Raw genomic sequence first — 21367 nt, forward strand, 5'->3', positions numbered from 1 at the left:
ACCGCGTGGGACGACTCGTCGGCAACTTCAAGGCACGAGCAGGTCGCCTTCGCGCCGGACTTCCGCGCCCGCGATGCGCGCCACCAGCATTCCCGCCGTCGCGAACCGCGTCCAGTGCCGCGCGTACAACACGCCGTCGCTCTGCGCGATGAGCGGCACGAGCTCGTCATGGAGCGGATCGAGCACTTCAGCGACGACATCGCCCGCGCACACTCTCTCTCCAACTTCGCGCGCATGCAGAATCACGCCGGAGATCGGCGCGTGAAGGTAGTCGCATCCGGCAAGCGGCGTCGGCGGATTGGCGAGCGCGGGCAGCGCGGGGGCATCGCCCGAAATAAAACCCGCGTGCGTCAGATAATCGACGATTGCCTGTGCATCGCGCGAGGCGGTTTCGCGCGATACGTCGCGCACGCCGCGCAGTTCGAGAGTGACGGTTGCCGCGCCCCGAGGAATGGGGAAGCGTCCGGCGAACGCGTCACGCAGATAACGCCACGCCGATACGCACGCTTCGTCGAACGGCTCGCCGCCCGAAACGTCCGCGAGCAATTGCGCCTCGCTGCCTAGATAGCGCGCAAGCGGTTCGATCCGAACCCAGGCCTCGGGCGTCGTGTAGAGATGCGCGACGGCTTCCCAGTCGCAATGCATGTCGATGATGAGATCGGCATCGCAAGCCAGCGTCATCAGCGCGATGCGCTGCGATTCGAGTTCGGTCGCGGGCTCGAGCGCCGCGAACGCATCGCGCAAGGCGGCGCGGATGGCGCGGGCGTTGTGCGCTTCATCGCCAGTCAGGTGTTGCTTGAGTCCATCGACGAGCCTCGGCCCAAGCGCGGGAAAGCGCCGGTTGAAATCCTGTCCGGACTGCATGTCGAAGCGGCCCATTTGCGTGCCGAACCAGTGCTGATTGAGCCCGGCCGGATTCGCCACGGGCACGAGCACGATCCGCGCGTTCAGGCGCCCCGCCGCTTCCAACTCCGCGAAATGCCGCTTGAGATACCACGCGACCACCATGCCCGGCAGTTCGTCGGCGTGCAGCGACGCCTGGATATAGACCTTCGGCCCATGTTCCGCGCCGAAGGCGTAGCTCGTGATCGCGCGCTCCGTTCCAGGCGAAGCGGCGACGAGCGGATGGTGCGTGATCTGCATCGAATAAATTGCCTCGTAAAAAGAGAAAGGCACCGCAAGCGATGCCTTTTCGGTCGATACTCGGAACGCTAAACCCCAGGGCGCTTACCGAATCGAGATATCGGTGGCGAAATACTTCGCCATGATGCGCTTGAACGTGCCGTCCTTCTTGATCGCGTCGAACGCCTGGTCCAGGCCGTTCTTCAGATCGGCGTCGCCCTTGCGCAAGCCGATTGCCGTGCCCGGACCGATGATCGCCCGGTCTTCGACAATCGGCCCGACGAGCGCGAACGCCTTGCCTTGCGGCTTCTTCAGAAAGCCGATGGCGGCTTGCGCGGCATCGGTGAACATGGCGTCGATACGGCCCGCGACCAGATCGTTCTCGACCTGATCCTCATCGCCGTAAGGCACGACGGTCACACCCTGCGGTTCCCACTTCACGCGCGCGTAGTGTTCCTGCACCGTGCCCTGTTCGACGCCGACGCGTTTGCCCTTGAGCGCCTGCGGCGTCGGCAGAATGCCCGAGCCCGCGCGCGCGACGAGTTGCGCGTGGGTATCGTAGAGCGGCTGGGTGAAATCGATCTGCTTCAGGCGTTCTTCGGTAATGCCCATGTCGGACAACACGGCGTCGAACTTGCGCGCCTTGAGGCCGGGAATCATGCCGTCGAAACTGTTTTCGACCCACACGCATTTGACCTTCATCTGCGCGCAAAGCGCATTGCCGAGGTCGATGTCGAAACCGGCCAGCTTGCCATCCGCCTGCTTGGATTCGAACGGCGGGTAGCTGGGATCGACGGCGAAGCGGATCTGCGTGAGTTCCTTGGCGTGAACGGAAACCGAGGTGACGGCGAGTGCTGCGAGCATCGCGGAGAAAGCGAACGATGCGGACTTGCTGACTGACTTCTTGAACGACATTCCAATCCTTCGAGACTTGCGGTGAAAATTGACGCCGGAGCGATTACTGCCAAGCGCGTGACGGGTCGACGAAACCCGCAGCGCGCGCCGGAAAACCGTGAATGGTAGCAAAACCGCATGCGTCGATGCTCATGGCACGACGGTCAGGAACAGGAAGGCCGCGAAGATCACCAGATGCACGACGCCTTGCAGCACGGTCGAGCGCCCGGTGCCGAGCGTGATCACGGAGACGAGCAACGTCACCGCGAGCATGGTGATCTCCTTCGGCGCGAGCCCGAGGGAGATAGGCTGGCCGATGAGGATCGACACGATCGCAACCGTGGGAATGGTCAAACCGATGCTCGCGAGCGCCGAGCCTAGCGCAAGGTTCAAACTCGTTTGCAGCCGGTTCAGACGCGCCGCGCGCAATGCCGCGAGACCTTCGGGCAACAAAACGAGCGCGGCGATCACCACGCCGACGACCGCCTCGGGTGCACCGGCTGCCGCGACGCCCGCCTCGACCGCAGGCGACAAGAGCTTCGCCAGCCCGACCACGGACAAAAGCGAAAGCACGAGCAGGCCGAGCGCGGTCCATGCGGCGGCGTTGGTCGGCGGCGGCGCATGGGGCACGTCGTCTTCCGTGGCGGTTAGCTTGACGACATCCGGCACGGCTTGCAAAAAGTAGTCGCGATGCCGGATGGTCTGCACGAACACGAACACCACATACAGCACGAGCGAGATCACCCCGACGAACACGAGTTGCGAAGTGGACAAACCCGGTCCCGGCACGGTGCTCGTGAAGTTCGGCAGGACGAGCGTGAGCACGGACATGGCGCAGAGAATGGCAAGCGCGGCGCTTGCGCCCTGCAACTGAAAATCCTGCACGTGATGCCGCATGCCGCCGATCAGCAGACACAGCCCCATGATCGCGTTGCTGCAAATCATGATCGCGGCGAACACGGTGTCGCGCGGCAAGCCGGCTTTTTCGGGGCCGCCGGACAGCATGACGGAGACGATCAGCGCGACTTCGATCACCGTCACCGCAATGGCCAGCACCAGCGTGCCGAACGGCTCGCCGACGCGATGCGCAACTACTTCGGCATGATGCACGGCCGCGAACACCGCGAACGCCAGCGCGATGGCGGCCAGCGCCATGAGCGCGGTGTTGTGAATGAGCGCGGTGGCCACGAGCACGACGAGCGCGAGAATCGGGGTGATGACGGTCCAGTCGAACTTGAGTTTCAATGGGCGCTCCATGCGAATCAGGTAAAGGGGTCGTCGGTTCATGGCGAAGTGCCACCATGTCCGACCCGCCTGCGCGACGAAGGTGCGCTGCAAGGGCGATGAAAGCGCCGTGACAAAGGGCCGCGGTCCATCGGCATGATAGCGAAAACGCCGCGCGGCGCGAGACTGTCGAAGCGAGCGCGGCGCTCGGCTTCGTGCTGAAGAATTGGCGTATTTGTCGGAGAATAAGCGCTGTTGCCGATTGTCCCGTCGTCAGCGGCCCTGCCGCCAAACCGTCTCAGGAAACGGAGATCCATGCTCGTCGCGCCCAAACCCCCGACCGAAGCCGCCCGGCTCGCCACGCTGCGCTCGCTGAATATCCTCGATACCCCGCCGGAAGAGCGCTTCGACCGTCTCACGCGCCTGGCGCGGCGTCTGTTCGGCGTGCCGATCGCGCTCGTGAGCCTGATCGATGAGAACCGGCAGTGGTTCAAGTCGTGCATCGGTCTCGATGTGCCGGAGACTTCGCGCGATGTGTCGTTCTGCGCGCACGCCATTCTGCATGACGACGTGTTGATGATTCCCGATGCGCGCATCGATACGCGCTTCCACGACAATCCGCTCGTGACTGGCGCGCCCGGCATTCGATTCTACGCGGGGCATCCGCTGACGGTGCCCAATGGCAGCAAGTTGGGCACGCTTTGTCTCATCGATACCCGTCCCCGCGAATTCGACGGCGAAGAGCGCAGCCTCTTGCGCGATCTCGCGCATATCGCGGAACAGGAGATCGCGGCGATCGAACTTGCAACCGTCGATGACCTGACGCTCATTGCCAACCGTCGCGGTTTCGAAGCGCTAGCGCGGCATGCGCTCAACATCTGCAAACGGCTCGATCGGCGCGCGTCGCTGCTGTTCTTCGATCTCGACGATTTCAAGCGCATCAACGACACCTTCGGTCACGCGGAAGGCGACCGCGCGCTCGTCACTTTCGCCGATGCCTTGCGCGCTTCGCTGCGTGCAAGCGATGTCATCGGCAGGCTTGGCGGCGACGAATTCGTCGCGCTCCTGACCGACGCGAGCGACGAGGAAGCCGCCCACGCGCTCGAACGTCTGCGCGCAAAGCTGGCTGCGCAGAATGCTTCAGCCACACGCGGTTACGAGATTCGCTTTAGCGTTGGACAGACGCAGTTCGATCCCGCGCAGCATGCGAGTTTCTTCGACCTTCTGATTGAAAGCGACAGCAAAATGTACGCGCATAAGGCCGAGAGGAAGAACGCGGCGCGGCATTAAAAAACGCGGACGGTCGAGATAACCGGTCCGCGTCTTTTCACTCAAACCACGCCTCGAACGCTCAGGAAACCAGTTCGGCGTTCAGCGTAATCTTCGCGTTGCCCGCAAACAGCTTCGACACCGGGCAGCCTTCCTTCGCGGCTTGCGCGGCCTTGTCGAATGCAGCCTTGTCCGCGCCGGGAATCTTCGCCTTCAGATCGAGTTGACACGCGGTGATGGTGAAGCCTTCGCCGTCTTTATCGAGCGTGACGGTCGATTTCGTTTCCAGGCTTTCGGCCTTTAGACCCGCGAGTTCGAGTTGCAGCGAAAGCGCCATCGTGAAGCAGCCAGCGTGCGCCGCGCCGATCAACTCTTCCGGGTTCGTGCCCGGACCTTCCTCGAAACGCGACTTGAAGCCATACGGCGCTTCGTTGAGCACGCCGGTTTGCGTCGAGATGAAACCCTTGCCGTCCTTGATGCCGCCGCTCCACTTCGCCGATGCTGTCTTTTGCATGAAAGTTCTCCAGAGATGGGGTGAAATTGCGTTGACTGGCGCCAATGGCGCGTGACGCATGCGGCGCTGAGTTCGCACGCGCCGTGCCTGACGCTCGATGACGGGTGCTGTCGGACGCGGCGCATCCGCTTGTGTTTGTTCCTGAACGCCGCGCCTGACCTATCGTAGCGGATCGCCGGCGCATGCGCAGATGGCGTGCAACATGCGCTGCATGCCCCGATGCAACATCGCGGCAATTTCATTCATATGGTCAAAAAGAGGCGCATCCCTTAGCATGACTGCCTCCCGGCTCAACCTGACCGACACATGAACGTAACGGCACGACTTGACGAGCGCGCGTCCTGACATGGGACCGCTGACAGAACGTATCGACGAAGACAGAACGCTGCCCGAACGTGTCGACGTGGTCGTCGTGGGCGGCGGCGTGATCGGCATCAGCACCGCGCGCTCGCTGGCGGCCAAGGGCTTGTCGGTGGCGGTGTGCGAGAAAGGGCACATCGCGGGCGAGCAGTCGAGCCGCAACTGGGGCTGGTGCCGCGCGACACATCGCGACCTGCGCGAGCTCGAACTTAGTCTCGAGAGTCTGAAGCTGTGGCGTCGTATCGATGAAGAACTCGGCATCGACACCGGCTTTCGCGAGTGCGGCATCCTCTATGCCGCCGACGACGCCAAAGCGCTCGCCGATCACGAAGCGTGGCTCGCGCGCGCGGTCGCAAAAGTCGGCCGCGACGCGCTCGACTCGCGCATCATCTCCGCCGATGAAACCGCCGCGCTGATGACCGGCGCGTCACGCCGCTTCGCGGGCGGCATCTACACGCCCGGCGATGGCCGCGCCGAACCGCAACGCGCCGTCCCGGCGATGGCCGCCGCGCTGCGCAAGCGAGGCGTCAAGATCCTCACGCCCTGCGCCGTGCGCGGCGTGGAAACGAGCGGCGGCAAGGTCAGCGGCGTGGTGACGGAATACGGACGGATCGCGTGCACGAGCGTGGTGGTCGCGGGCGGCGCGTGGACGCGGCTCTTCGCGGGCAACCTCGATGTCGATGTGCCACAGCTCATGGTGCGTTCGTCGGTCATGCGCACAGCGCCGCTCGAAGGCGGTCCCGACGTGAGCGCGTGCAATCACGCGATGGGTTATCGCAAGCGGCTCGACGGCGGCTATACCATCGCCAACGCATTCCGCAACTACAGCGACATCACGCCCGACAGTTTCCGGCTGTTCTTCAAGTTTTTGCCCGCGCTCAAAAGCCAGCTCGGCGCGCTCAAGCTCGGCTTCAACGCGCGCTTCTTCGAGGAACTGCGCCGTCCGCGCCACTGGCCGCTGAATCGGCCGACGGTATTCGAGTCCGTGCGCACGCTCGACCCCGCGCCTGTCGAGGCCTTCAACCAGCGCGCGCTCGACGAATTTCGCGCGGTTTTTCCGGCGCTTGGCGCGGTGAAGGTCGAGCAGTCGTGGGCCGGCTATATCGATGTAACGCCCGATGCGGTGCCGGTCATCTCGGGCATCGACGGAACGCCCGGGGTGTTCATCGCCACGGGATTTTCGGGGCATGGTTTCGGCATCGGTCCCGGTGCGGGTCGGTTGATGGCGGATATCGTCGCGAACGACACCCCGCTCGTCGACCCGCGCGCCTTCCGTCTGTCGCGCTTCTTCGACGGCAGCAAGATCGAGCTCGACGGCGGGTTCTGAGCCGGCGAATCTTGAACGCGCCGCGCCATGCCTACATCGACTCGCAGCACGCGCTAACATACCGGTTTTGCGGTTTTGTCCTTTCCGGGCGCGCGCATGCATCGCCCCTGCATTCGAGGTTTTTTCATGGCAACCACGCCTGTTTTGTATGTCGATGTCTGGTCGGACTTCACATGTCCTTTCTGCTACCTGGAAACACCGGTGCTCGATCAGTTCGCCAAGGCGTATGGCAACGCAGTAGAGCTTCGCTGGCACGCGTTCGAACTGCGTCCCGAACCCACGCCGCTGCCTGATCCGAATAGCGAACAAGCCCAGGACGCCTGGGAAAACTCGGTGGTCCCGCTTGCCGAGGAGCGCAACGTGTTGATGCGTCCGCCGCCCGTCGCGCCACGCAGCCGCAAGGCGTTCGAGACCGCGCTTTTTGCGCAGGAATCGGGGCGCTTCGATATCGTGCATCGCGCGATCTTCAAGGCTTACTTCGAGGAAGGTATCGATATCGGCGATCCGGACGCGCTCATCGATATTGCCGCGACATGCGGCATCGATCCGGAGTTGCTCGAAGAAGCGCTCGACGAAGGCACCTACACGGACCTCGTGATCGAAGACGAAGAGTTTGCCAAGCAACTGGGCGTGAGCGGCGTGCCGTTTGCCGTGCTGTCGCGCGAAGCCGCGCCGGGCAAGGAACCGCCGCCGCCCATCGCGTTGCGTGGCGCCGCGCCGATTCAGCACTTCGAGAATGCGGTCGAGCGATTGTTTCCGGATGGCTTTCCGAGTTGATGTTCGAGGTAAGCGGGCGATGCGGGGCTGGCATGCGCTCGGCCACGACGCCGACGACGCGCAGGCTCGCGAATGTCAGCTCGGCAAAGCGCAACGGCCGACGCCCCGTCTAACCGTGCTCCGCCATGAACGACTTCAGCGCAATACGCTGCGCCGGTTCGAGCGATTCGAATTCAAGCCCATAAGCGGCGCTTTGCGTCGATGCATCGAAGTCGCCGACGTGACGCACGATGGCGATGGTATCGACCTGAACATCGACGCCGTCGGTCGCGAATCGAAACGAGAGTGCGAGACGATCGCCCACGCGCGCGTTCGGCGCCGCGACAGTCAAAGACATGCCGTAGGGACTGATATCGCTCACGCGACCCGGCTGTTTGAGCGCGCCCTCTTCGCCTTCAATGGCATAGCATGCCGCCATGCGCGTCGGCATGCGGACGAACTTGCGCGTGCGCAGGCGGCGGATCGTACCTGGCGCCGATAACACCACATAACTGAACGGCTCGCGGCAAAGCGCATCCACCGTACACGCGAAGCGGAAGACGCCCTTTCCCGTCAGCGCGACGAGATCGACCAGTTCGCCACGCGTGAGGTCCAGCGGATCGAAGCCCGTCATGAGCGGCTGAGTGACAAAAAGCGAACGCTCGCCATTGCGACGTGCATTCGAAAAACCGATTACGCGACTCGCATACATCGCTGAACCCGAACCGCCCGTGACACGCACGCCAATCCGGCCGCCGATCGACAAACCCAAGTCGTCGAGGACGAGCGTTTCCTCGCTCGACTCTTCCGGTTTTCGTCGAGGCGCCGCGTCGCCGGCAGTCCGGTGCGGATCGAACTGCCTGAAAATGAAATCGCGCGTCGCTTCGTCGGGAATGAGAGTGCCGGCTGCGAAAAGCGGCGTCCCATCGGCGGAAACGATCGCCCATTCGAGCGGCGCGCCCGGCACGATGTCGGCAGATTGAAGACGCACGATGGCCTGTCGTGCGTCAACGGCGGAGTCTTCGATCATTTATCGGACGATTCTTAAGTGTTTTCGCAATCGTCTCCGGTCGCGGAATCGCCGTCAAGTGCTATTAAGCAAAATTTACGTTCGCGCACTAATAAATGACTTCCGTGCGCCCTCTTTCGCGATTATTCTGCAAAAAGTTTATGCGCATAAATTTTTTTTAACGCGTTATTACGCCAGCATGCGCGTGGCGATTCGCTTCAGTGGGAGCCAAAACGCTTTGGATTGCCCCGAGCACTTGCGGTACGTCAGGCGGCGCTCCGCCATCACCGACAGAGACCGAACGGCCGGGTTCGTGGATACCGAAATGCTCGCGCGATGTCGCCGCGAACAGCATGACGGTGCGCCGCTGCAAAGCATGTGCGAGATGGACGAGCCCAGTATCGGTTCCGACGACCAGTTCCGACGCCTGAATCCAGTGCGCGCATTCCTCGACGCTCAGCTTCGGCAGCACGAGCGCCTGCGGCACGAGTGCGGCAATGGCCTGCGCTTCGCCGCGCTCGCGCTCCGTGCCCCACGGCAACGCAATCTGATAGCCGCGCTCGACGAGCCAGCGCCCGACTTCGGCCCAGTGATCCTTCGGCCACTTCTTCACATCGGCGGAGGTCGCGTGGAACAACATGGCGATGGGCGCGCCGCCGCGTGGAATGCCGAGGTCATGCGTAGGCTCGGGGAGTCGAAGATCGTAGTCGGGCGTTTCCTGAATCTCGTAGCCCAGCGCATCGGCGACGCTCACGCGCATGCCGCGCCAGGCGTCGGTGTGCGGACGCGGACCGAAGCGCGCGTTGTACGCGAACGCCGCGCCACGCTCGCCAAGGTCCTGATTCAGATAGCCGTAGCGCCGCCGCCCACGCGCTATGAACGCGATGATCGCGCTCTTGTACACGCCATGAATATCGACGATGACGTCGTATTTCTCGGCGCGCAACTCGCTGATGGACCCCGTGATTTCCTTGAGATCGTTCCAGTTGCGCGCCTTCTTGAACTTGCGCAAAGGCGCGCTCAGCACGCGGTCGACACCCCGACTCCAACGGATGATGTCAGCGAACGCGGCGTCGGCGGCCCAGTCGACCTTCGCGGATGGAAACGCCCGCCGCAAGTCGGAGACAACCGGCAGCGTTTCGACGATATCGCCGAGAGACGTGACTTTGACGATCAGAATTCGCTTCATCGACAGACCTGGATGCACCGGTGTGTGCGGCTCGATGCCGCGCCGGAAAAACAGCGATTCTAAAGAATTTGTCGCGCCACGGCTGTCAGCGTTTGTAAGTCCGCCGTCGCGTCACGTCTTCGGCGCCTAGACGGCGTTACAGGGTCTTGGCCGAAAACGTATCGCATTGACGGATATCGCCGGACGACAAGCCCTTGCGCAACCATCGCTGCCGTTGCTCGCTCGATCCGTGCGTGAACGCTTCCGGCACCACGCGTCCTTGCGATTGCTGCTGCAACCGGTCGTCGCCAATTGCGCCCGCCGCATTCAAGCCCTGCTCGAAATCGCCCGGTTGAATGAGCTTTGCATTGTCCTGCTGCGCAACCGCCGCCCACACGCCCGCAAAACAATCCGCCTGCAACTCGACGCGCACCGAAAGCGCATTCGCCTGCGCGGGCGACATGCGCGCGCGTGCGCTATCGACCTTGTCCATGATGCCGAGCACGTTTTGCACGTGATGCCCGACTTCGTGCGCGATCACGTAGGCCTGTGCGAAGTCGCCGCCCGCGCCGAAGCGATCCTTCAACTCGCGATAGAACGACAAGTCGATATAAACGCGCCGGTCGTTCGGACAATAGAACGGCCCCATCGCCGCTTGTCCCGTGCCGCAGCCTGTTTGCGTGCCGCCCGAGAACAGCACGAGCTTGGGCGCCGGATAGTCCTGATTGAACTGCGTCCTGAAGATGTGTTGCCAGGTTCGCTCGGTATTGCCGAGCACGCGACGCACGAATACGGCGCCGGCGTCTTGCGCTGGCGCCGTATTCGACGGCGCGGCTTGCTGCTGCACGGGCGCGTTGCCATGAAGCATTTGCGCGCCGTTGATGATGGTCATCGGATTGATGCCGAAGAAGTACGATGCCGCGAGCGCGACGACGATCGTCCCTATGCCGATGGATCCGCCGCCGACTCTGAATCCGCCGCCTCCGCCGCTGCCTCGCCGGTCTTCGACATTGCTGCTTTCTGCTTCGTCATCGAGGCGCATTTGGGTCTCCTTGCATAGCCGCGCGTGGCGCGTGCTCAAAAGCCATTATGGTACTCGCGCGTCTCGCAAATGAAGTCTCGCGAGGACGTGAAAGTTCGTCGAACAAGCCTGCGTCAATGTGAATCGGACGAGTCTTGATGCAGTGCGGTCGATTGTCGCGTAAAGCAGCCCGCATTCCTGCTCTCGACGAGTCATCCTCCATACCAAAAACAATGCGCATTCAAGCCATTAGCCTCGCTAAACCCTTGAAACCGCGGCATTTGCGCGCAACGCGCGTTTTCTGACGCAGCGCAACAGAGACGCATAAATGGCGCTACAGTCCGCTCCAGAATTACCGACGTTTCAACCCGCGCATGCCGCACGTTGCAATCCGGCACGCGTGAATTTCAAAGCAAAAGTCATCATGCATGCGACTCCCGAAGCAATCGACCTGGCGCGTATCCAGTTCGCGTTCACTGTCTCGTTTCATATCATCTTTCCCGCACTTTCCATCGGACTTGCAAGCTTCATCGCCGTGCTAGAAGGCGCGTGGCTCAAGACCGGCAAAACCGTCTACAAAGAACTGTGCCTTTTCTGGTCGAAGGTATTTGCCGTTGCGTTCGGTATGGGCGTGGTGTCGGGCGTCGTGATGGCTTACGAATTCGGCACCAACTGGGGCGGCTTTTCGAGCTTCGCCGGTCCGATCACGGGTCCCTTGCTCACCTACGAGGTGATGACCGCGTTCTTCCTCGAAGCGGGCTTCCTCGGCATCATGCTGTTCGGCTGGAACAAGGTCGGCCCGAAAGCGCACTTCGGCGCCACCTTGATGGTGGCCATCGGCACGCTCATCTCGACTTTCTGGATTCTTGCGTCCAATAGCTGGATGCAGACCCCGCAAGGGTTTCGCATCGAAGGCGATCACGTCGTGCCGGTGGACTGGTTCGCGATCATCTTCAACCCGTCGTTTCCGTACCGGCTCGCGCATATGGCGATTGCGGCGTTCATCGTCGCGGCGCTGGTCGTGGCCGCGACGGGCGCGTGGCATCTGCTGAAGGGCCGACGCGATCCGGCCATCAGGAAGACTTTTTCGATGGCGCTCTGGCTGCTGCTGGTCCTGACGCCGATCCAGGCTTTCGTCGGCGACGCGCACGGTCTCAACACGCGCAAGTATCAGCCGGCGAAGATCGCGGCTATCGAAGGTATCTGGGAAACGGAGAAAGGCGGCACCGCGCTCAATCTCTTCGGCATTCCGGACATGGAAGCGGAAACGACGAAGTACGCCGTGCAGATTCCGCATCTCGGCAGCGTGATCCTCACGCATAGCTGGAACGGCGAGATTCGCGGCCTCAAGACGTTCCCGAAAGACGAGCGGCCGAATTCGACCATCGTGTTCTGGAGTTTTCGCGTGATGGCGGGACTCGGCGTCTTGATGATCCTCATGTCCATCGCCGGTTGGCTGCTGCATCGCAAGCGCAAATTATTCGATGCGCGCTGGTTCCATCGATTCGTGCTGATCATGGGTCCGAGCGGTTTCATCACCTTGCTCGCGGGCTGGGTCACGACCGAAGCGGGCCGTCAACCGTGGGTGGTCTACGGCGTGATGCGCACGGCCGACGCCGTCTCGCCCGTCACCGCGCAACAGGTCGGCGTTTCGCTGCTCGCGTTCGTGATCGTCTACACGATCGTCTTCGGCACCGGCATCTACTACTTGCTGAAGTTGTTGCGTCATGGGCCGGCGTTGCCGGGCGCGCCGTCTCATACGCCCGATTCGTCCGATGGCACCGCGCGCCGTCCGATGAGTCTTCCGCATCAGTCCATCGAAGGAGCTTGAACATATGGACCTCACCGTCGCGTGGGCCGCGATCATCGCACTGGGCCTCTTTCTCTACGTCGTGCTCGATGGCTTCGATCTGGGCATCGGCATTCTGTTTCCCTTCTTTCCCGACCGGCACGACCGCGACGTGATGATGAACACCGTCGCGCCCGTGTGGGACGGCAACGAAACGTGGCTCGTGCTGGGCGGCGCGGGCCTCTTCGCCGCGTTCCCGATGGTCTATTCGACCGTGCTTTCCGCGCTCTATCTGCCGCTCGTGCTGATGCTCGTGTGCCTGATCTTTCGCGGCGTGTCGTTCGAGATTCGCGCCAAGGCGTCGCGCACGAAATCCATGTGGGATCTTGCGTTCATCGGCGGATCGGCGGGCGCGACGTTCTTTCAAGGCGTGGCGCTCGGCGCGTTTCTCGATGGCATCCCCGTTGCCGATGGCCGCTTCGCCGGCGACGCCTTCGGCTGGTTCACGCCGTTTTCGCTGTTCACGGGCGGCGCGCTCGTCGTGACTTACGCCCTGCTCGGCGCATGCTGGCTGATCGCGAAGACCGAAGGCGATTTGCAGCGACGGCTGTATCGCGTCGTATGGCCGTTGACGCTGCTGCAGCTTGCAACGATTGTCGTGGTGAGCGTGTGGACGCCGCTGCAGGACGCGGGCATTGCATCGCGCTGGTTCGACTCGCCGTGGTTTTATCGGATGCTGCCGGTGCCGGCGCTAGTCGTGGCCTGTGCTTGGGCGATGCATCGCTCGATCCGTTCGCGGCACGAAACGCGGCCGTTCGCGGTGGCGCTCGGCTTCATGTTGCTGGGTTACGCGGGATTGGTTGCGAGCATTTCGCCGCAGGAGATTTTTCCGGGCGTGTCGCTTTGGGATGCCGCTTCGCCGCGTTCTTCGCAGCTCTTCACGATTGTCGGCGCGGCGATTATTTTGCCGGTGATCCTGGGTTACACCATGCTGAGTTATTGGGTATTCAGAGGAAAGGTGCGTCATGGCGAACATCACTATCACTGAACGCGGCGGCTCTATTGCGATGATGCGCGCGAAGAAGGTCTTCTGGTTCGTCGCGCTTTGGGTGACAGGTGTGGGCGGCGCGATGCTGCTGGCTTTGCCGTTCAAGTTGTTGATCAAGGCGGGAGCGGCGTTGCATTGATGCCGCTGGGCAAGGCGCTCACGACGGCGATCGTCGTTGAGCGCCCGAGCCCGTCTGCTCAAAACCACCAGGCCGCCACCGCCCCACTCACTACCCCGAACACGACCACCGCCGCCGTGACGAACGCGAGCACCTTCGGCGGAAACGAGCGCGCGAGCATGGCGAGCGAGGGCACGCTGACGGGCGGCAAGGTCATCAGCAACGCGCCTGCTGGGCCGGCAGCCATGCCGAGTGAAAGCATCGCCTGAATGATCGGCACTTCGCCCGCCGTCGGAATGACGAACAACGTGCCCGCAATCGCGAATGCGACGATCCACAGCATGCTGTCGTCGATATTCGGTCCGATATGCGGAAACAGCCACGCGCGCGCCGCGCCTAGCAACAACACCAGCACGATGTACTCCGGCACGAGCCGCAACGTCATACGCCCGAGAATGCGCAACCAGCGCGAAAACGCCGTGCCCGGCTCATCTTCCTTGACGAGGTTTGCAAGCGCCTCGCGCGATTGCGCCGCCTGCGCGGGCGTCACCATGCGATTGACCGCGTAACCCAAGCCGAACACCATCAGCACACCGAGCACGAGGCGCAGCCCGGTCCATTGCCAGCCGAGCACGAAGCCCATGAACACCAGCGCCGCCGGATTGAGCACCGTGTTGCCGAGCCAGAATGCGACCGCCGCGCCCGGCGCCGCTTCCCGCGCGCGCAACCCCGCCACGACCGGCGCCGCGCAGCACGTGCACATCATGCCGGGCAAGGACATCAAGCCGCCATTCAACACGCTGCCGAAGTTTCGTTCGCCGAGCGCACGCGCGACCCAGCGCGGCGGAATCAACGCCTGCACCGCCGAACCGAGCAACAGGCCGAGCACCATCGCCTGCCAGATGGCCTTGCCGTAAGCCATGGCGTAGTCGAGCGCCGCTTGCCACGACGGTGCCGGCGCACTCGCGGACGCGCCCATCAAAATGGACTTGCCGATGGAATGCTGACTCGCCGCCACGAACGCGCGGTTGTAGTATGGAAACCATTTGACATAGAAGAGACCGACGACCGCGATCAGCAGAAAAACGATCCAGCCGGGCGCGATGCGAGGGGGTCGGGGCGCGTGAGTATTCATGTTTGACTCGAATGATGAAGATTAATCTCAGTTCGCCGCGGGCGATGTCTGCGCCAATTGCGCGAGAAGCGCCTCGGCCTGCGCGACGCTGTCGGCATCGTTGGGCCGGAAGGTCATGTGGGACGCCTTTGCCAGATGCGTATAAAGCGCGCGGCTGCTGCGGCCATACGCGGGATCGTAATGACGGTCGATGAGTTCCGCGAACAGCTCGGCACGCGCGTTCTCCTCGATCAGCCGATGCCAGCGCTCCACGCGCTCGCGGCTATGCAGCCCGATGAGTCGCGCCAGTTGCGACTTGAAGAACGCGGGATTGTCGAAAAGATGCGCGTAGTCCTGCAACAGAAACGCGATGCGATCTTCGCGGCGCGCCTCCACTTCCACGCACGCCGCGCCATGCAGACCGTCCAGCAATGCATCCGGCACCGAAAGCGCGCCGATGCGCCGCCCTTCCGCTTCGATATACACGGGCTTGGCCGCATCGAAACCACGCAACGCACTCACGAGCGCCGACTCGAACGCCTTCTGCGAAGGCTGCGTCTGTCCCGGCAACGCGCCGAGCAACGAACCGCGATGTGCCGCGAGCCCTTCCAGATCCAGCGTTTGCGCGCCGGCCTGATCGAGCGCGTGCAACAGACGCGTCTTGCCGCTGCCGGTGTGGCCCGTCAGCGCGACGTAACGAAAACGGCACGGCAGCGTGACGAGGGAATCGAGCACTTCGCGCCGATAAGTCTTGTAGCCGCCTTCCAGTTGACGCGCCTGCCAGCCGATCATGTTGAACCAGGTCGTCATCGAGCCGGAGCGCTTGCCGCCGCGCCAGCAATAAATGAGCGGGCGCCAGTTGCGCGGCCGGTCGGAAAAGAGCGTATCCAGATGTCGCGCGATATTGCGCGCGACCATGGCGGCGCCGACGCGCGTGGCTTCGAAAGGCGAGACCTGCTTGTACATGGTCCCGACGATCACGCGCTCCTCGTTGGTCAGCACCGGCGCGTTGAGGGCGCCGGGGATGTGATCGTCGGCGTATTCGAGCGGCGTGCGGACATCGACGATTTCGTCGAAAGCGCCGATACGGTCGAGGTTCACGAGGAGATTTTTCACGGGCGATGACGCTGCACGGGCGCAACGCAAGAGGCGGGACAAGCGCGAAATTATCGCACGGGCGCGGATTTCGGCGCGGGGGGCTTTTTTGACGAGGCGCGGGCGCTGCGCGAAGCGGTTAAAGTGAGTGGCGGCACGTACGGAAGACGTGGCGGCTTTCCCTTGAACGAAGGAGACGCGATGACATATCAGGAGACGATCGGCGCACGGCGCTACCGTTTCGACGATCTGAAAACGCTGCTCGCGCGCGCGAGTCCGCGTCGTTCGGGCGACGAACTCGCGGGCCTCGCGGCGGCGACGGAAGAAGAGCGCATCGCCGCAAAACTCGCGCTTGTACAGGTGCCGCTGCGCGCGTTTCTCGACGAACCGCTCATTCCCTACGAGCACGATGAAGTCACGCGCCTGATCGTCGATACCCATGACGCGCATGCCTTCGCGCCCATCGCGCATCTCACCGTCGGCGAGTTCCGCGAATGGCTGCTCGCCGACACCACGGACACCGCCGCGCTCGAAGGCGTCACCGCGGGCCTCACGCCGGAAATGGTCGCAGCCGTTTCCAAGCTCATGCGCAATCAGGACCTGATCCTCGCCGCGCGCAAGCGTCCGGTGATCACGCGGTTTCGCACGACCATCGGCTTGCTGGGGCATCTTTCGGTTCGGCTGCAGCCGAACCATCCGACCGACGATCCGAAAGGCATCGCCGCGTCCATGCTCGACGGCCTTTTCTACGGCTGCGGCGACGCGGTGATCGGCATCAATCCGGCGTCGGATTCGCCTGCCGCCATCACGGCGCTGCTCACGATGATGGACGATTTCCGCCAGCGCTACGACGTGCCGATGCAATCGTGCGTGCTGACTCACGTCACCAACACGCTCGCGGCGATCGAGCAAGGCGCGCCGGTGGATCTCGTGTTCCAGTCGGTCGCGGGCACCGAGCGCGCCAACGCGAGTTTCGGTGTATCGCTCAAGCTGTTGGAGGAAGCACACGATGCCGCGCTGTCGCTCGGTCGCGGTACGGTCGGCGACAACGTGATGTACTTCGAGACGGGCCAGGGCAGCGCGTTGTCGGCCAATGCGCATCATGGCGTCGATCAGCAGACCTGCGAGGCGCGCGCCTATGCGGTCGCGCGCCGTTTCAAGCCGCTTCTGACGAACACGGTGGTCGGTTTCATCGGTCCGGAATATTTATACGATGGCCGGCAGATCATCCGCGCCGGCCTCGAAGATCACTTTTGCGGCAAGCTGCTCGGCGTGCCGATGGGTTGCGACATCTGCTACACGAACCACGCCGAAGCCGATCAGGACGACATGGACACGCTTCTGACGCTGCTGGGCGTGGCCAACGTGAACTTCATCATGGGCGTGCCGGGCGCGGACGATGTCATGCTGAACTATCAGAGCACGTCGTTCCATGACGCGCTTTATATTCGCCGCGTGCTGAACCTGAAGCGCGCGCCGGAATTCGAAGCGTGGCTGCAAAAAATGCGCGTGACGGATGGACGTGGCGGCTTGCTGTCGGCATCCGGCAGCGCGCAGGGACAGCCGTTGCTCGACTGGATCGATGCGTGATGGATGAGATCGATAAGCGGAGCGTGGATGCATCGGCGCGCGAGGACCGCGTCGATGAGCGCGCGGACGCGTCGGTGCAAAGACGCGACATGGCGGGCTTGCACACTGGCACGCCGAAGCACGAGGGCGACAGCGTTCGCGCGAGTGCATCTGCCAGTGGTTCGAGCTCGACCAACGGCATCGAAACCAATCCCTGGGATGCGCTCAAGCGCTTCACCAACGCGCGCATTGCTCTTGGACGCACCGGCGACAGTTTGCCAACCGCGCCGCTGCTCGCCTTCGGCCTGGCGCATGCGCAAGCGCGCGACGCCGTGCATCAGCCGCTCGATACCGCCGCGCTCGCCGCGGAACTACATGCAGCCGGCTTCGACACGCTCGAAGCGGCAAGCGCCGCGCCGGATCGCGATCACTATTTGCGGCGTCCCGACCTGGGCCGCGCACTCGACGATGCCAGCCGCGCCCGCCTTGCCGAACATGCCGCACGAACAGAAGCGGCGCCCGATATTGTTTTCGTCGCCGCCGATGGCCTCTCGGCTTTCGCCGCGCAGCGACACGCCGCCGCGTTTCTCGCCCGCATGCGTCCGAAGCTCGATGGCTGGAAAGTCGCGCCGGTCGTCATCGCGACACAGGCGCGTGTCGCGCTCGGCGACCCGATCGGCGAGTTGCTGGGAGGGCGCATCGTCGTGGTGATGATTGGCGAGCGGCCGGGCCTCAGTTCGCCCGACAGCCTCGGGCTCTACGTGACTTTTGCGCCGAGGCCAGGTCGTCACGACGCCGAGCGCAACTGCATCTCGAACGTGCGGCCCGAGGGATTGAACTACGATGCGGCCGCGTTCAAGCTGCACTGGCTGCTGAACGAAGCGCGCCGCCTGAAGCTGACCGGCGTGGGCCTCAAGGATCATAGCGGCGCGCTGCCGTCTGCCGCGGGCGATGCAAGTTCGCTGGATCATCACGCGTAACGGCACGATCGCCACCGTCGTTTCGCGCGCACTTGCATTGCCTCGCGAGCGTTCGCAATTCGCGTGGCGGGCCACTATGCTCAAGTCATGCTTCGCATGAAAAACCTTCGGACCGGTTCTCGGCGGATATCGTCCGCGCACCGGCTTGGCCATTCTCCATACCCCGCGATCACGCGACTTCTCGCGCTTTGGCTGCTGCTCACGGGTACTTGCGCTTTCGGCGACACGATCACGTTTCCAAATGGCTCCATGACACCGATGTCATTTCCCGGTTCGCTCTCGATCGGGCGTGACGCGGCTGTGGGCACGATACTCAACAGCACGTCGCAGAATCCCGGCGCGTCGGCATCCAATGTCACGTGCACGATCCAGCAAAACACCACCGTCAACGGCACCGTGGTCGCAGGCAATCCGAAAACCTATCAGACGAACGTCGACGGCATAGGCGTGAGGTTCTATATCACGAGCGGCTGGAACGGGGGCTGGGAGCAGGCACCGACCACCAGTTCCTTTACGGTCACGAGCGGCAGCACGGCCCACTACGTGCGCGCCGATCTGGTCGTGACCGGACCGATCAGTGGCGGAACGATCACCATTCTGCCTTCCATGACGATCAGTTTCACTGGCCCTTGCATTAATACGTTGACCGTCACGGAGACGCTCGTCACCGGCACTATGGTGACCGGTCAGGCCTGCAGCGTTACCACGCCTGCGGTCACCGTGACGATGCAGAAAGTCGCGCCGTCGGACTTGCCGAGCGTCGGCGCGACGGCGGGCAACACCGCTTTTTCCCTCGGTCTGAATTGTGCCGCGGGGGCCAAGGTGAATGTCACACTCACGGACGCGCTGAACCCTACCAATCAATCCAATATTCTGACGATCGGTGGCGATTCGGCTGCGTCAGGTGTAGGGCTTCGCGTGCTGTTCGGTTCCAGCCCGGTCTCCTATGGACCGGCATCGCCGCTCGCGGGAACGTCGAACCAGTGGAGCGTGGGAACAGCCAGCGGCGGCGCGATGACCGTTCCGCTTATCGCGCAGTACGTGCGCACCTCGGCGACTTTGCAAATGGGCCGAGTCAGCGGCAAGGCACTCTTCACCATGTCGTATCAGTGAAAAGAAGCGCTATCGCCGCAACTTCCGATAAACCGTCGTCCGCGACACACCCAGCGCCCGCGCCGTCGCCGACACATTGCCGCCATGCGACTCCAGCGCCGCCGCAACCACGCTCGCGGCGATATCCGCGAGCCGCGCATCGCCAGCGGGAGCAGCGCTCGGTTCGTCGCGAACGGGAGCCTCGAAATCATCGATGAAATCGCGCGGCAGATGCGTCACGCCGATGCGCGTTTCGTCATCATCGAGCATCGCCGATGCCGTGCGCAGCACGTTGCTCAATTGCCGGAAATTACCCGGCCAGCGATGCCGTGCAAACAGCGCCAGCACGTCTTCGTCGACGCTCAACACGCGATCCGCAAGACACTCGTGGCGCAAGATGCGCTCGACGGCCGCTCGCAAATCGGTGCGCTCGCGCAGCGGCGGCAAGGTCACAGCCAGGCCGTTCACGCGATAAAACAGGTCCTCGCGAAACTCGCCCTTCGCAACCTGCTCGCGCAACTTGCGGTTGCTCGCGCAGACCAGCGTGAAGTCGACCGGCACGGCGCGCGCCGCGCCGAGCGGCTCGACCACGCGCTCTTGCAGCACGCGCAAGAGCCGGCTTTGAAGCGCGAGCGGCATGTCGCCGATTTCATCGAGAAAGAGCGTGCCGCCGTTCGCCTGCACGATCTTGCCCGACGCACCGCGCTTGGCCGCGCCGGTGAACGCGCCCTGCGCATAGCCAAATAGCTCGGATTCGATCAGCGTCTCAGGCAACGACGCACAGTTCACCGCGACGAACGGTCCATCGCGCCGTGGCGAATCGCGATGAATGGCGCGCGCCAGCATCTCCTTGCCCGCGCCGGTCTCGCCGCCGATCAGGATAGGAATCTCCTTGCCGACCACTTTCCTGACTTGCTGGATGAGTTCGTACACGCGCGCATCGCCCGTACAGAGATCGGCGAGACGCGACGGCGTCTTGCTTTCAACGGGCGCATTCGTTCTGACTGGCACCGCGACCGGCGCGACTGTGCGCTCGCGATATTCGACGCCCGCGAACACGCCGACGCCGCTATGCAGCAGAAGGCGGCGCGGCGGCTTGCCGGCCCGCTCGATCAGTTCGTCGGGAGTCGCACCGAATAGCGATGCCAGCGTCTGCACGCGCAGATGCCCAAGCTCCAGCCCGAGTTGAAACTGCGCGCTGCGATTGGCGCTTAGAAGCCGGCCATCGAGATCGAATACGGCGATGCCTTCCATCAACGTGCCGATGAATTCCGGGCGGCTATGAAAATGAATTCGCAGACCGTCGCCGAACGCGCTTGCGATCAGGCGGTTCTCGATCATCTGGCCGGACATTTTGACGAGCGCCATCGTGTGCTGGTGATAGCCGCGGCGGTCGCCGGTGACATCGAGTACGCCGCTCAGGCCGCCGCGCGGATCGAGAATCGGCACCGACGAACACGTCAGAAAATGGTTGGCGCGCAGATAGTGCTGATCGCCGTGGACGGTGACGGCCTGCCGTTCGGCGATGGTCGTGCCGATGGCATTCGTACCCTGATGCGCCTCGCTCCACACCGCGCCCGCCTGCAGCGCGACCTTTTGCGCGCGGGCGAGGAAGTCGTCATCGCCCAGGGAGTGCAGAATCAGCCCGCTCGAATCCGTGAGCGCGATCATGCTGTGCGTGTTGGCGATCTGCGCGTAGAGCGTTTCCATCACCGGCAACGCGTGAGCGAAGAGCGCGCGGCTCTCGTCGCGCTTCAAGGCGAGTTGCGCGCCGGACAAGACTTCGTATTCGGGACGCATGGTCGCGGAGAGACCAAAAGTGGCCGAGCGCTCATGCGATTGATGAATTACGTCGTGATGCGCGGGCCGAAGCGCCGCGCCGATGGCATGCTGCATCG

At 63.2% G+C, this 21367-nt stretch carries 19 protein-coding genes; 9 read left to right on the forward strand and 10 right to left on the reverse strand.

All coding sequences use genetic code 11. From position 1 onward, the window contains the following. Positions 1 to 27 precede the first annotated feature (27 nt). From P9250_RS12860 to P9250_RS12870, 3 genes are all read right to left on the reverse strand, one after another. The gene (locus P9250_RS12860; RefSeq protein WP_310393371.1) at positions 28 to 1143 is read right to left on the reverse strand and encodes a M14 family metallopeptidase; all 1116 of its coding nucleotides are present in this window, start codon (positions 1141 to 1143) and stop codon (positions 28 to 30) included. 84 nt (positions 1144 to 1227) lie between these two features. After that, positions 1228 to 2037 carry an ABC transporter substrate-binding protein gene (locus tag P9250_RS12865; RefSeq protein ID WP_309849017.1) on the reverse strand — a complete coding sequence of 270 codons (810 nt, stop codon included), beginning with the start codon at positions 2035 to 2037 and terminating at the stop codon, positions 1228 to 1230. Between the two features lie 129 nt (positions 2038 to 2166). Continuing rightward, positions 2167 to 3273 carry a calcium:proton antiporter gene (locus tag P9250_RS12870; protein ID WP_409014897.1) on the reverse strand — a complete coding sequence of 369 codons (1107 nt, stop codon included), beginning with the start codon at positions 3271 to 3273 and terminating at the stop codon, positions 2167 to 2169. Positions 3274 to 3555: 282 nt separating this feature from the next. Here P9250_RS12870 and P9250_RS12875 point away from each other — a divergent pair, with 282 nt between their 5' ends. After that, positions 3556 to 4530 (forward strand): sensor domain-containing diguanylate cyclase, encoded by a 975-nt coding sequence (locus tag P9250_RS12875; RefSeq protein WP_310393373.1) that lies wholly within the window; start codon positions 3556 to 3558, stop codon positions 4528 to 4530. A gap of 61 nt (positions 4531 to 4591) precedes the next feature. Here the strand turns inward: P9250_RS12875 and P9250_RS12880 are convergent, their stop codons facing one another. After that, complete coding sequence (locus P9250_RS12880) at positions 4592 to 5023, reverse strand: OsmC family protein (RefSeq protein WP_244829538.1); 432 nt, start codon at positions 5021 to 5023, stop codon at positions 4592 to 4594. A 346-nt stretch (positions 5024 to 5369) separates the two neighbouring features. On the opposite strand from P9250_RS12880, the gene P9250_RS12885 reads away from it, so the two are divergent. Together P9250_RS12885 and P9250_RS12890 are read left to right on the forward strand one after the other, a co-directional pair. Continuing rightward, a complete protein-coding gene (locus tag P9250_RS12885; protein WP_250493467.1) occupies positions 5370 to 6710 on the forward strand; it encodes an FAD-binding oxidoreductase in 1341 nt (446 codons plus the stop codon). 126 nt (positions 6711 to 6836) lie between these two features. Next, positions 6837 to 7487, forward strand: coding sequence for a DsbA family protein (locus tag P9250_RS12890; protein WP_250467183.1), 651 nt, complete (start codon positions 6837 to 6839; stop codon positions 7485 to 7487). A 109-nt stretch (positions 7488 to 7596) separates the two neighbouring features. Here P9250_RS12890 and P9250_RS12895 read toward each other — a convergent pair whose 3' ends face one another. The 3 genes from P9250_RS12895 to P9250_RS12905 all read right to left on the reverse strand — a co-directional run bounded on the left by P9250_RS12895 (position 7597) and on the right by P9250_RS12905 (position 10685). Continuing rightward, on the reverse strand, positions 7597 to 8496 hold the full coding sequence (locus P9250_RS12895) for a flagellar brake protein (RefSeq protein ID WP_310393376.1): 900 nt from the start codon (positions 8494 to 8496) through the stop codon (positions 7597 to 7599). A 157-nt stretch (positions 8497 to 8653) separates the two neighbouring features. After that, positions 8654 to 9664, reverse strand: a complete 1011-nt coding sequence (gene waaC / locus P9250_RS12900; protein WP_310393378.1) for a lipopolysaccharide heptosyltransferase I — start codon at positions 9662 to 9664, stop codon at positions 8654 to 8656. A 136-nt stretch (positions 9665 to 9800) separates the two neighbouring features. Next, on the reverse strand, positions 9801 to 10685 hold the full coding sequence (locus P9250_RS12905) for a neutral zinc metallopeptidase (RefSeq protein ID WP_250467189.1): 885 nt from the start codon (positions 10683 to 10685) through the stop codon (positions 9801 to 9803). 403 nt (positions 10686 to 11088) lie between these two features. Between P9250_RS12905 and P9250_RS12910 the strand changes: the two genes are divergently transcribed. Genes P9250_RS12910 through P9250_RS12920 form a run of 3 tightly spaced genes read left to right on the forward strand, consistent with a single transcriptional unit; the run spans position 11089 to position 13640 of the window. Beyond that, positions 11089 to 12495: a cytochrome ubiquinol oxidase subunit I gene (locus P9250_RS12910; RefSeq protein ID WP_250467191.1), complete on the forward strand. Its 1407-nt coding sequence runs from the start codon at positions 11089 to 11091 to the stop codon at positions 12493 to 12495. Between the two features lie 4 nt (positions 12496 to 12499). Continuing rightward, positions 12500 to 13501: a cytochrome d ubiquinol oxidase subunit II gene (gene cydB, locus P9250_RS12915; protein ID WP_250510106.1), complete on the forward strand. Its 1002-nt coding sequence runs from the start codon at positions 12500 to 12502 to the stop codon at positions 13499 to 13501. After that, positions 13479 to 13640: a hypothetical protein gene (locus tag P9250_RS12920; RefSeq protein WP_250467195.1), complete on the forward strand. Its 162-nt coding sequence runs from the start codon at positions 13479 to 13481 to the stop codon at positions 13638 to 13640. Before cydB ends, P9250_RS12920 begins: the two co-directional genes overlap by 23 nt. Positions 13641 to 13698: 58 nt before the next feature. Here P9250_RS12920 and P9250_RS12925 read toward each other — a convergent pair whose 3' ends face one another. Further along, on the reverse strand, positions 13699 to 14754 hold the full coding sequence (locus tag P9250_RS12925; protein WP_244829520.1) for a permease: 1056 nt from the start codon (positions 14752 to 14754) through the stop codon (positions 13699 to 13701). A 27-nt stretch (positions 14755 to 14781) separates the two neighbouring features. Beyond that, positions 14782 to 15849, reverse strand: a complete 1068-nt coding sequence (mnmH, locus tag P9250_RS12930) for a tRNA 2-selenouridine(34) synthase MnmH (protein WP_310393381.1) — start codon at positions 15847 to 15849, stop codon at positions 14782 to 14784. Positions 15850 to 16029: 180 nt separating this feature from the next. Here mnmH and P9250_RS12935 point away from each other — a divergent pair, with 180 nt between their 5' ends. From P9250_RS12935 to P9250_RS12945, 3 genes are all read left to right on the forward strand, one after another. Then, positions 16030 to 17418 (forward strand): ethanolamine ammonia-lyase subunit EutB, encoded by a 1389-nt coding sequence (locus tag P9250_RS12935; protein WP_310393383.1) that lies wholly within the window; start codon positions 16030 to 16032, stop codon positions 17416 to 17418. Then, the gene (eutC, locus tag P9250_RS12940; RefSeq protein WP_310393385.1) at positions 17418 to 18377 is read left to right on the forward strand and encodes an ethanolamine ammonia-lyase subunit EutC; all 960 of its coding nucleotides are present in this window, start codon (positions 17418 to 17420) and stop codon (positions 18375 to 18377) included. The genes P9250_RS12935 and eutC overlap by 1 nt, the downstream gene beginning before the upstream one ends. A 249-nt stretch (positions 18378 to 18626) precedes the next feature. Beyond that, positions 18627 to 19490, forward strand: coding sequence for a fimbrial protein (locus P9250_RS12945; RefSeq protein ID WP_310393387.1), 864 nt, complete (start codon positions 18627 to 18629; stop codon positions 19488 to 19490). Positions 19491 to 19499: 9 nt separating this feature from the next. Here P9250_RS12945 and P9250_RS12950 read toward each other — a convergent pair whose 3' ends face one another. Beyond that, positions 19500 to 21365, reverse strand: coding sequence for a sigma-54-dependent Fis family transcriptional regulator (locus tag P9250_RS12950; protein ID WP_310393389.1), 1866 nt, complete (start codon positions 21363 to 21365; stop codon positions 19500 to 19502). Positions 21366 to 21367 lie beyond the last annotated feature (2 nt).

Source organism: Caballeronia sp. LP006 (genome assembly GCF_031450995.1).
Classification (GTDB): domain Bacteria; phylum Pseudomonadota; class Gammaproteobacteria; order Burkholderiales; family Burkholderiaceae; genus Caballeronia.

What these genes read in the sequence shown, in the direction of transcription:
- P9250_RS12860 (WP_310393371.1), bottom strand. Translation starts at nt 1,143, where the DNA reads ATGCAGATCACGCACCATCCGCTCGTCGCCGCTTCGCCTGGAACGGAG.
- P9250_RS12865 (WP_309849017.1), bottom strand. Translation starts at nt 2,037, where the DNA reads ATGTCGTTCAAGAAGTCAGTCAGCAAGTCCGCATCGTTCGCTTTCTCC.
- P9250_RS12870 (WP_409014897.1), bottom strand. Translation starts at nt 3,273, where the DNA reads ATGGAGCGCCCATTGAAACTCAAGTTCGACTGGACCGTCATCACCCCG.
- P9250_RS12875 (WP_310393373.1), top strand. Translation starts at nt 3,556, where the DNA reads ATGCTCGTCGCGCCCAAACCCCCGACCGAAGCCGCCCGGCTCGCCACG.
- P9250_RS12880 (WP_244829538.1), bottom strand. Translation starts at nt 5,023, where the DNA reads ATGCAAAAGACAGCATCGGCGAAGTGGAGCGGCGGCATCAAGGACGGC.
- P9250_RS12885 (WP_250493467.1), top strand. Translation starts at nt 5,370, where the DNA reads ATGGGACCGCTGACAGAACGTATCGACGAAGACAGAACGCTGCCCGAA.
- P9250_RS12890 (WP_250467183.1), top strand. Translation starts at nt 6,837, where the DNA reads ATGGCAACCACGCCTGTTTTGTATGTCGATGTCTGGTCGGACTTCACA.
- P9250_RS12895 (WP_310393376.1), bottom strand. Translation starts at nt 8,496, where the DNA reads ATGATCGAAGACTCCGCCGTTGACGCACGACAGGCCATCGTGCGTCTT.
- waaC (WP_310393378.1), bottom strand. Translation starts at nt 9,664, where the DNA reads ATGAAGCGAATTCTGATCGTCAAAGTCACGTCTCTCGGCGATATCGTC.
- P9250_RS12905 (WP_250467189.1), bottom strand. Translation starts at nt 10,685, where the DNA reads ATGCGCCTCGATGACGAAGCAGAAAGCAGCAATGTCGAAGACCGGCGA.
- P9250_RS12910 (WP_250467191.1), top strand. Translation starts at nt 11,089, where the DNA reads ATGCATGCGACTCCCGAAGCAATCGACCTGGCGCGTATCCAGTTCGCG.
- cydB (WP_250510106.1), top strand. Translation starts at nt 12,500, where the DNA reads ATGGACCTCACCGTCGCGTGGGCCGCGATCATCGCACTGGGCCTCTTT.
- P9250_RS12920 (WP_250467195.1), top strand. Translation starts at nt 13,479, where the DNA reads ATGGCGAACATCACTATCACTGAACGCGGCGGCTCTATTGCGATGATG.
- P9250_RS12925 (WP_244829520.1), bottom strand. Translation starts at nt 14,754, where the DNA reads ATGAATACTCACGCGCCCCGACCCCCTCGCATCGCGCCCGGCTGGATC.
- P9250_RS12935 (WP_310393383.1), top strand. Translation starts at nt 16,030, where the DNA reads ATGACATATCAGGAGACGATCGGCGCACGGCGCTACCGTTTCGACGAT.
- eutC (WP_310393385.1), top strand. Translation starts at nt 17,418, where the DNA reads ATGGATGAGATCGATAAGCGGAGCGTGGATGCATCGGCGCGCGAGGAC.
- P9250_RS12945 (WP_310393387.1), top strand. Translation starts at nt 18,627, where the DNA reads ATGACACCGATGTCATTTCCCGGTTCGCTCTCGATCGGGCGTGACGCG.
- P9250_RS12950 (WP_310393389.1), bottom strand. Translation starts at nt 21,365, where the DNA reads ATGCAGCATGCCATCGGCGCGGCGCTTCGGCCCGCGCATCACGACGTA.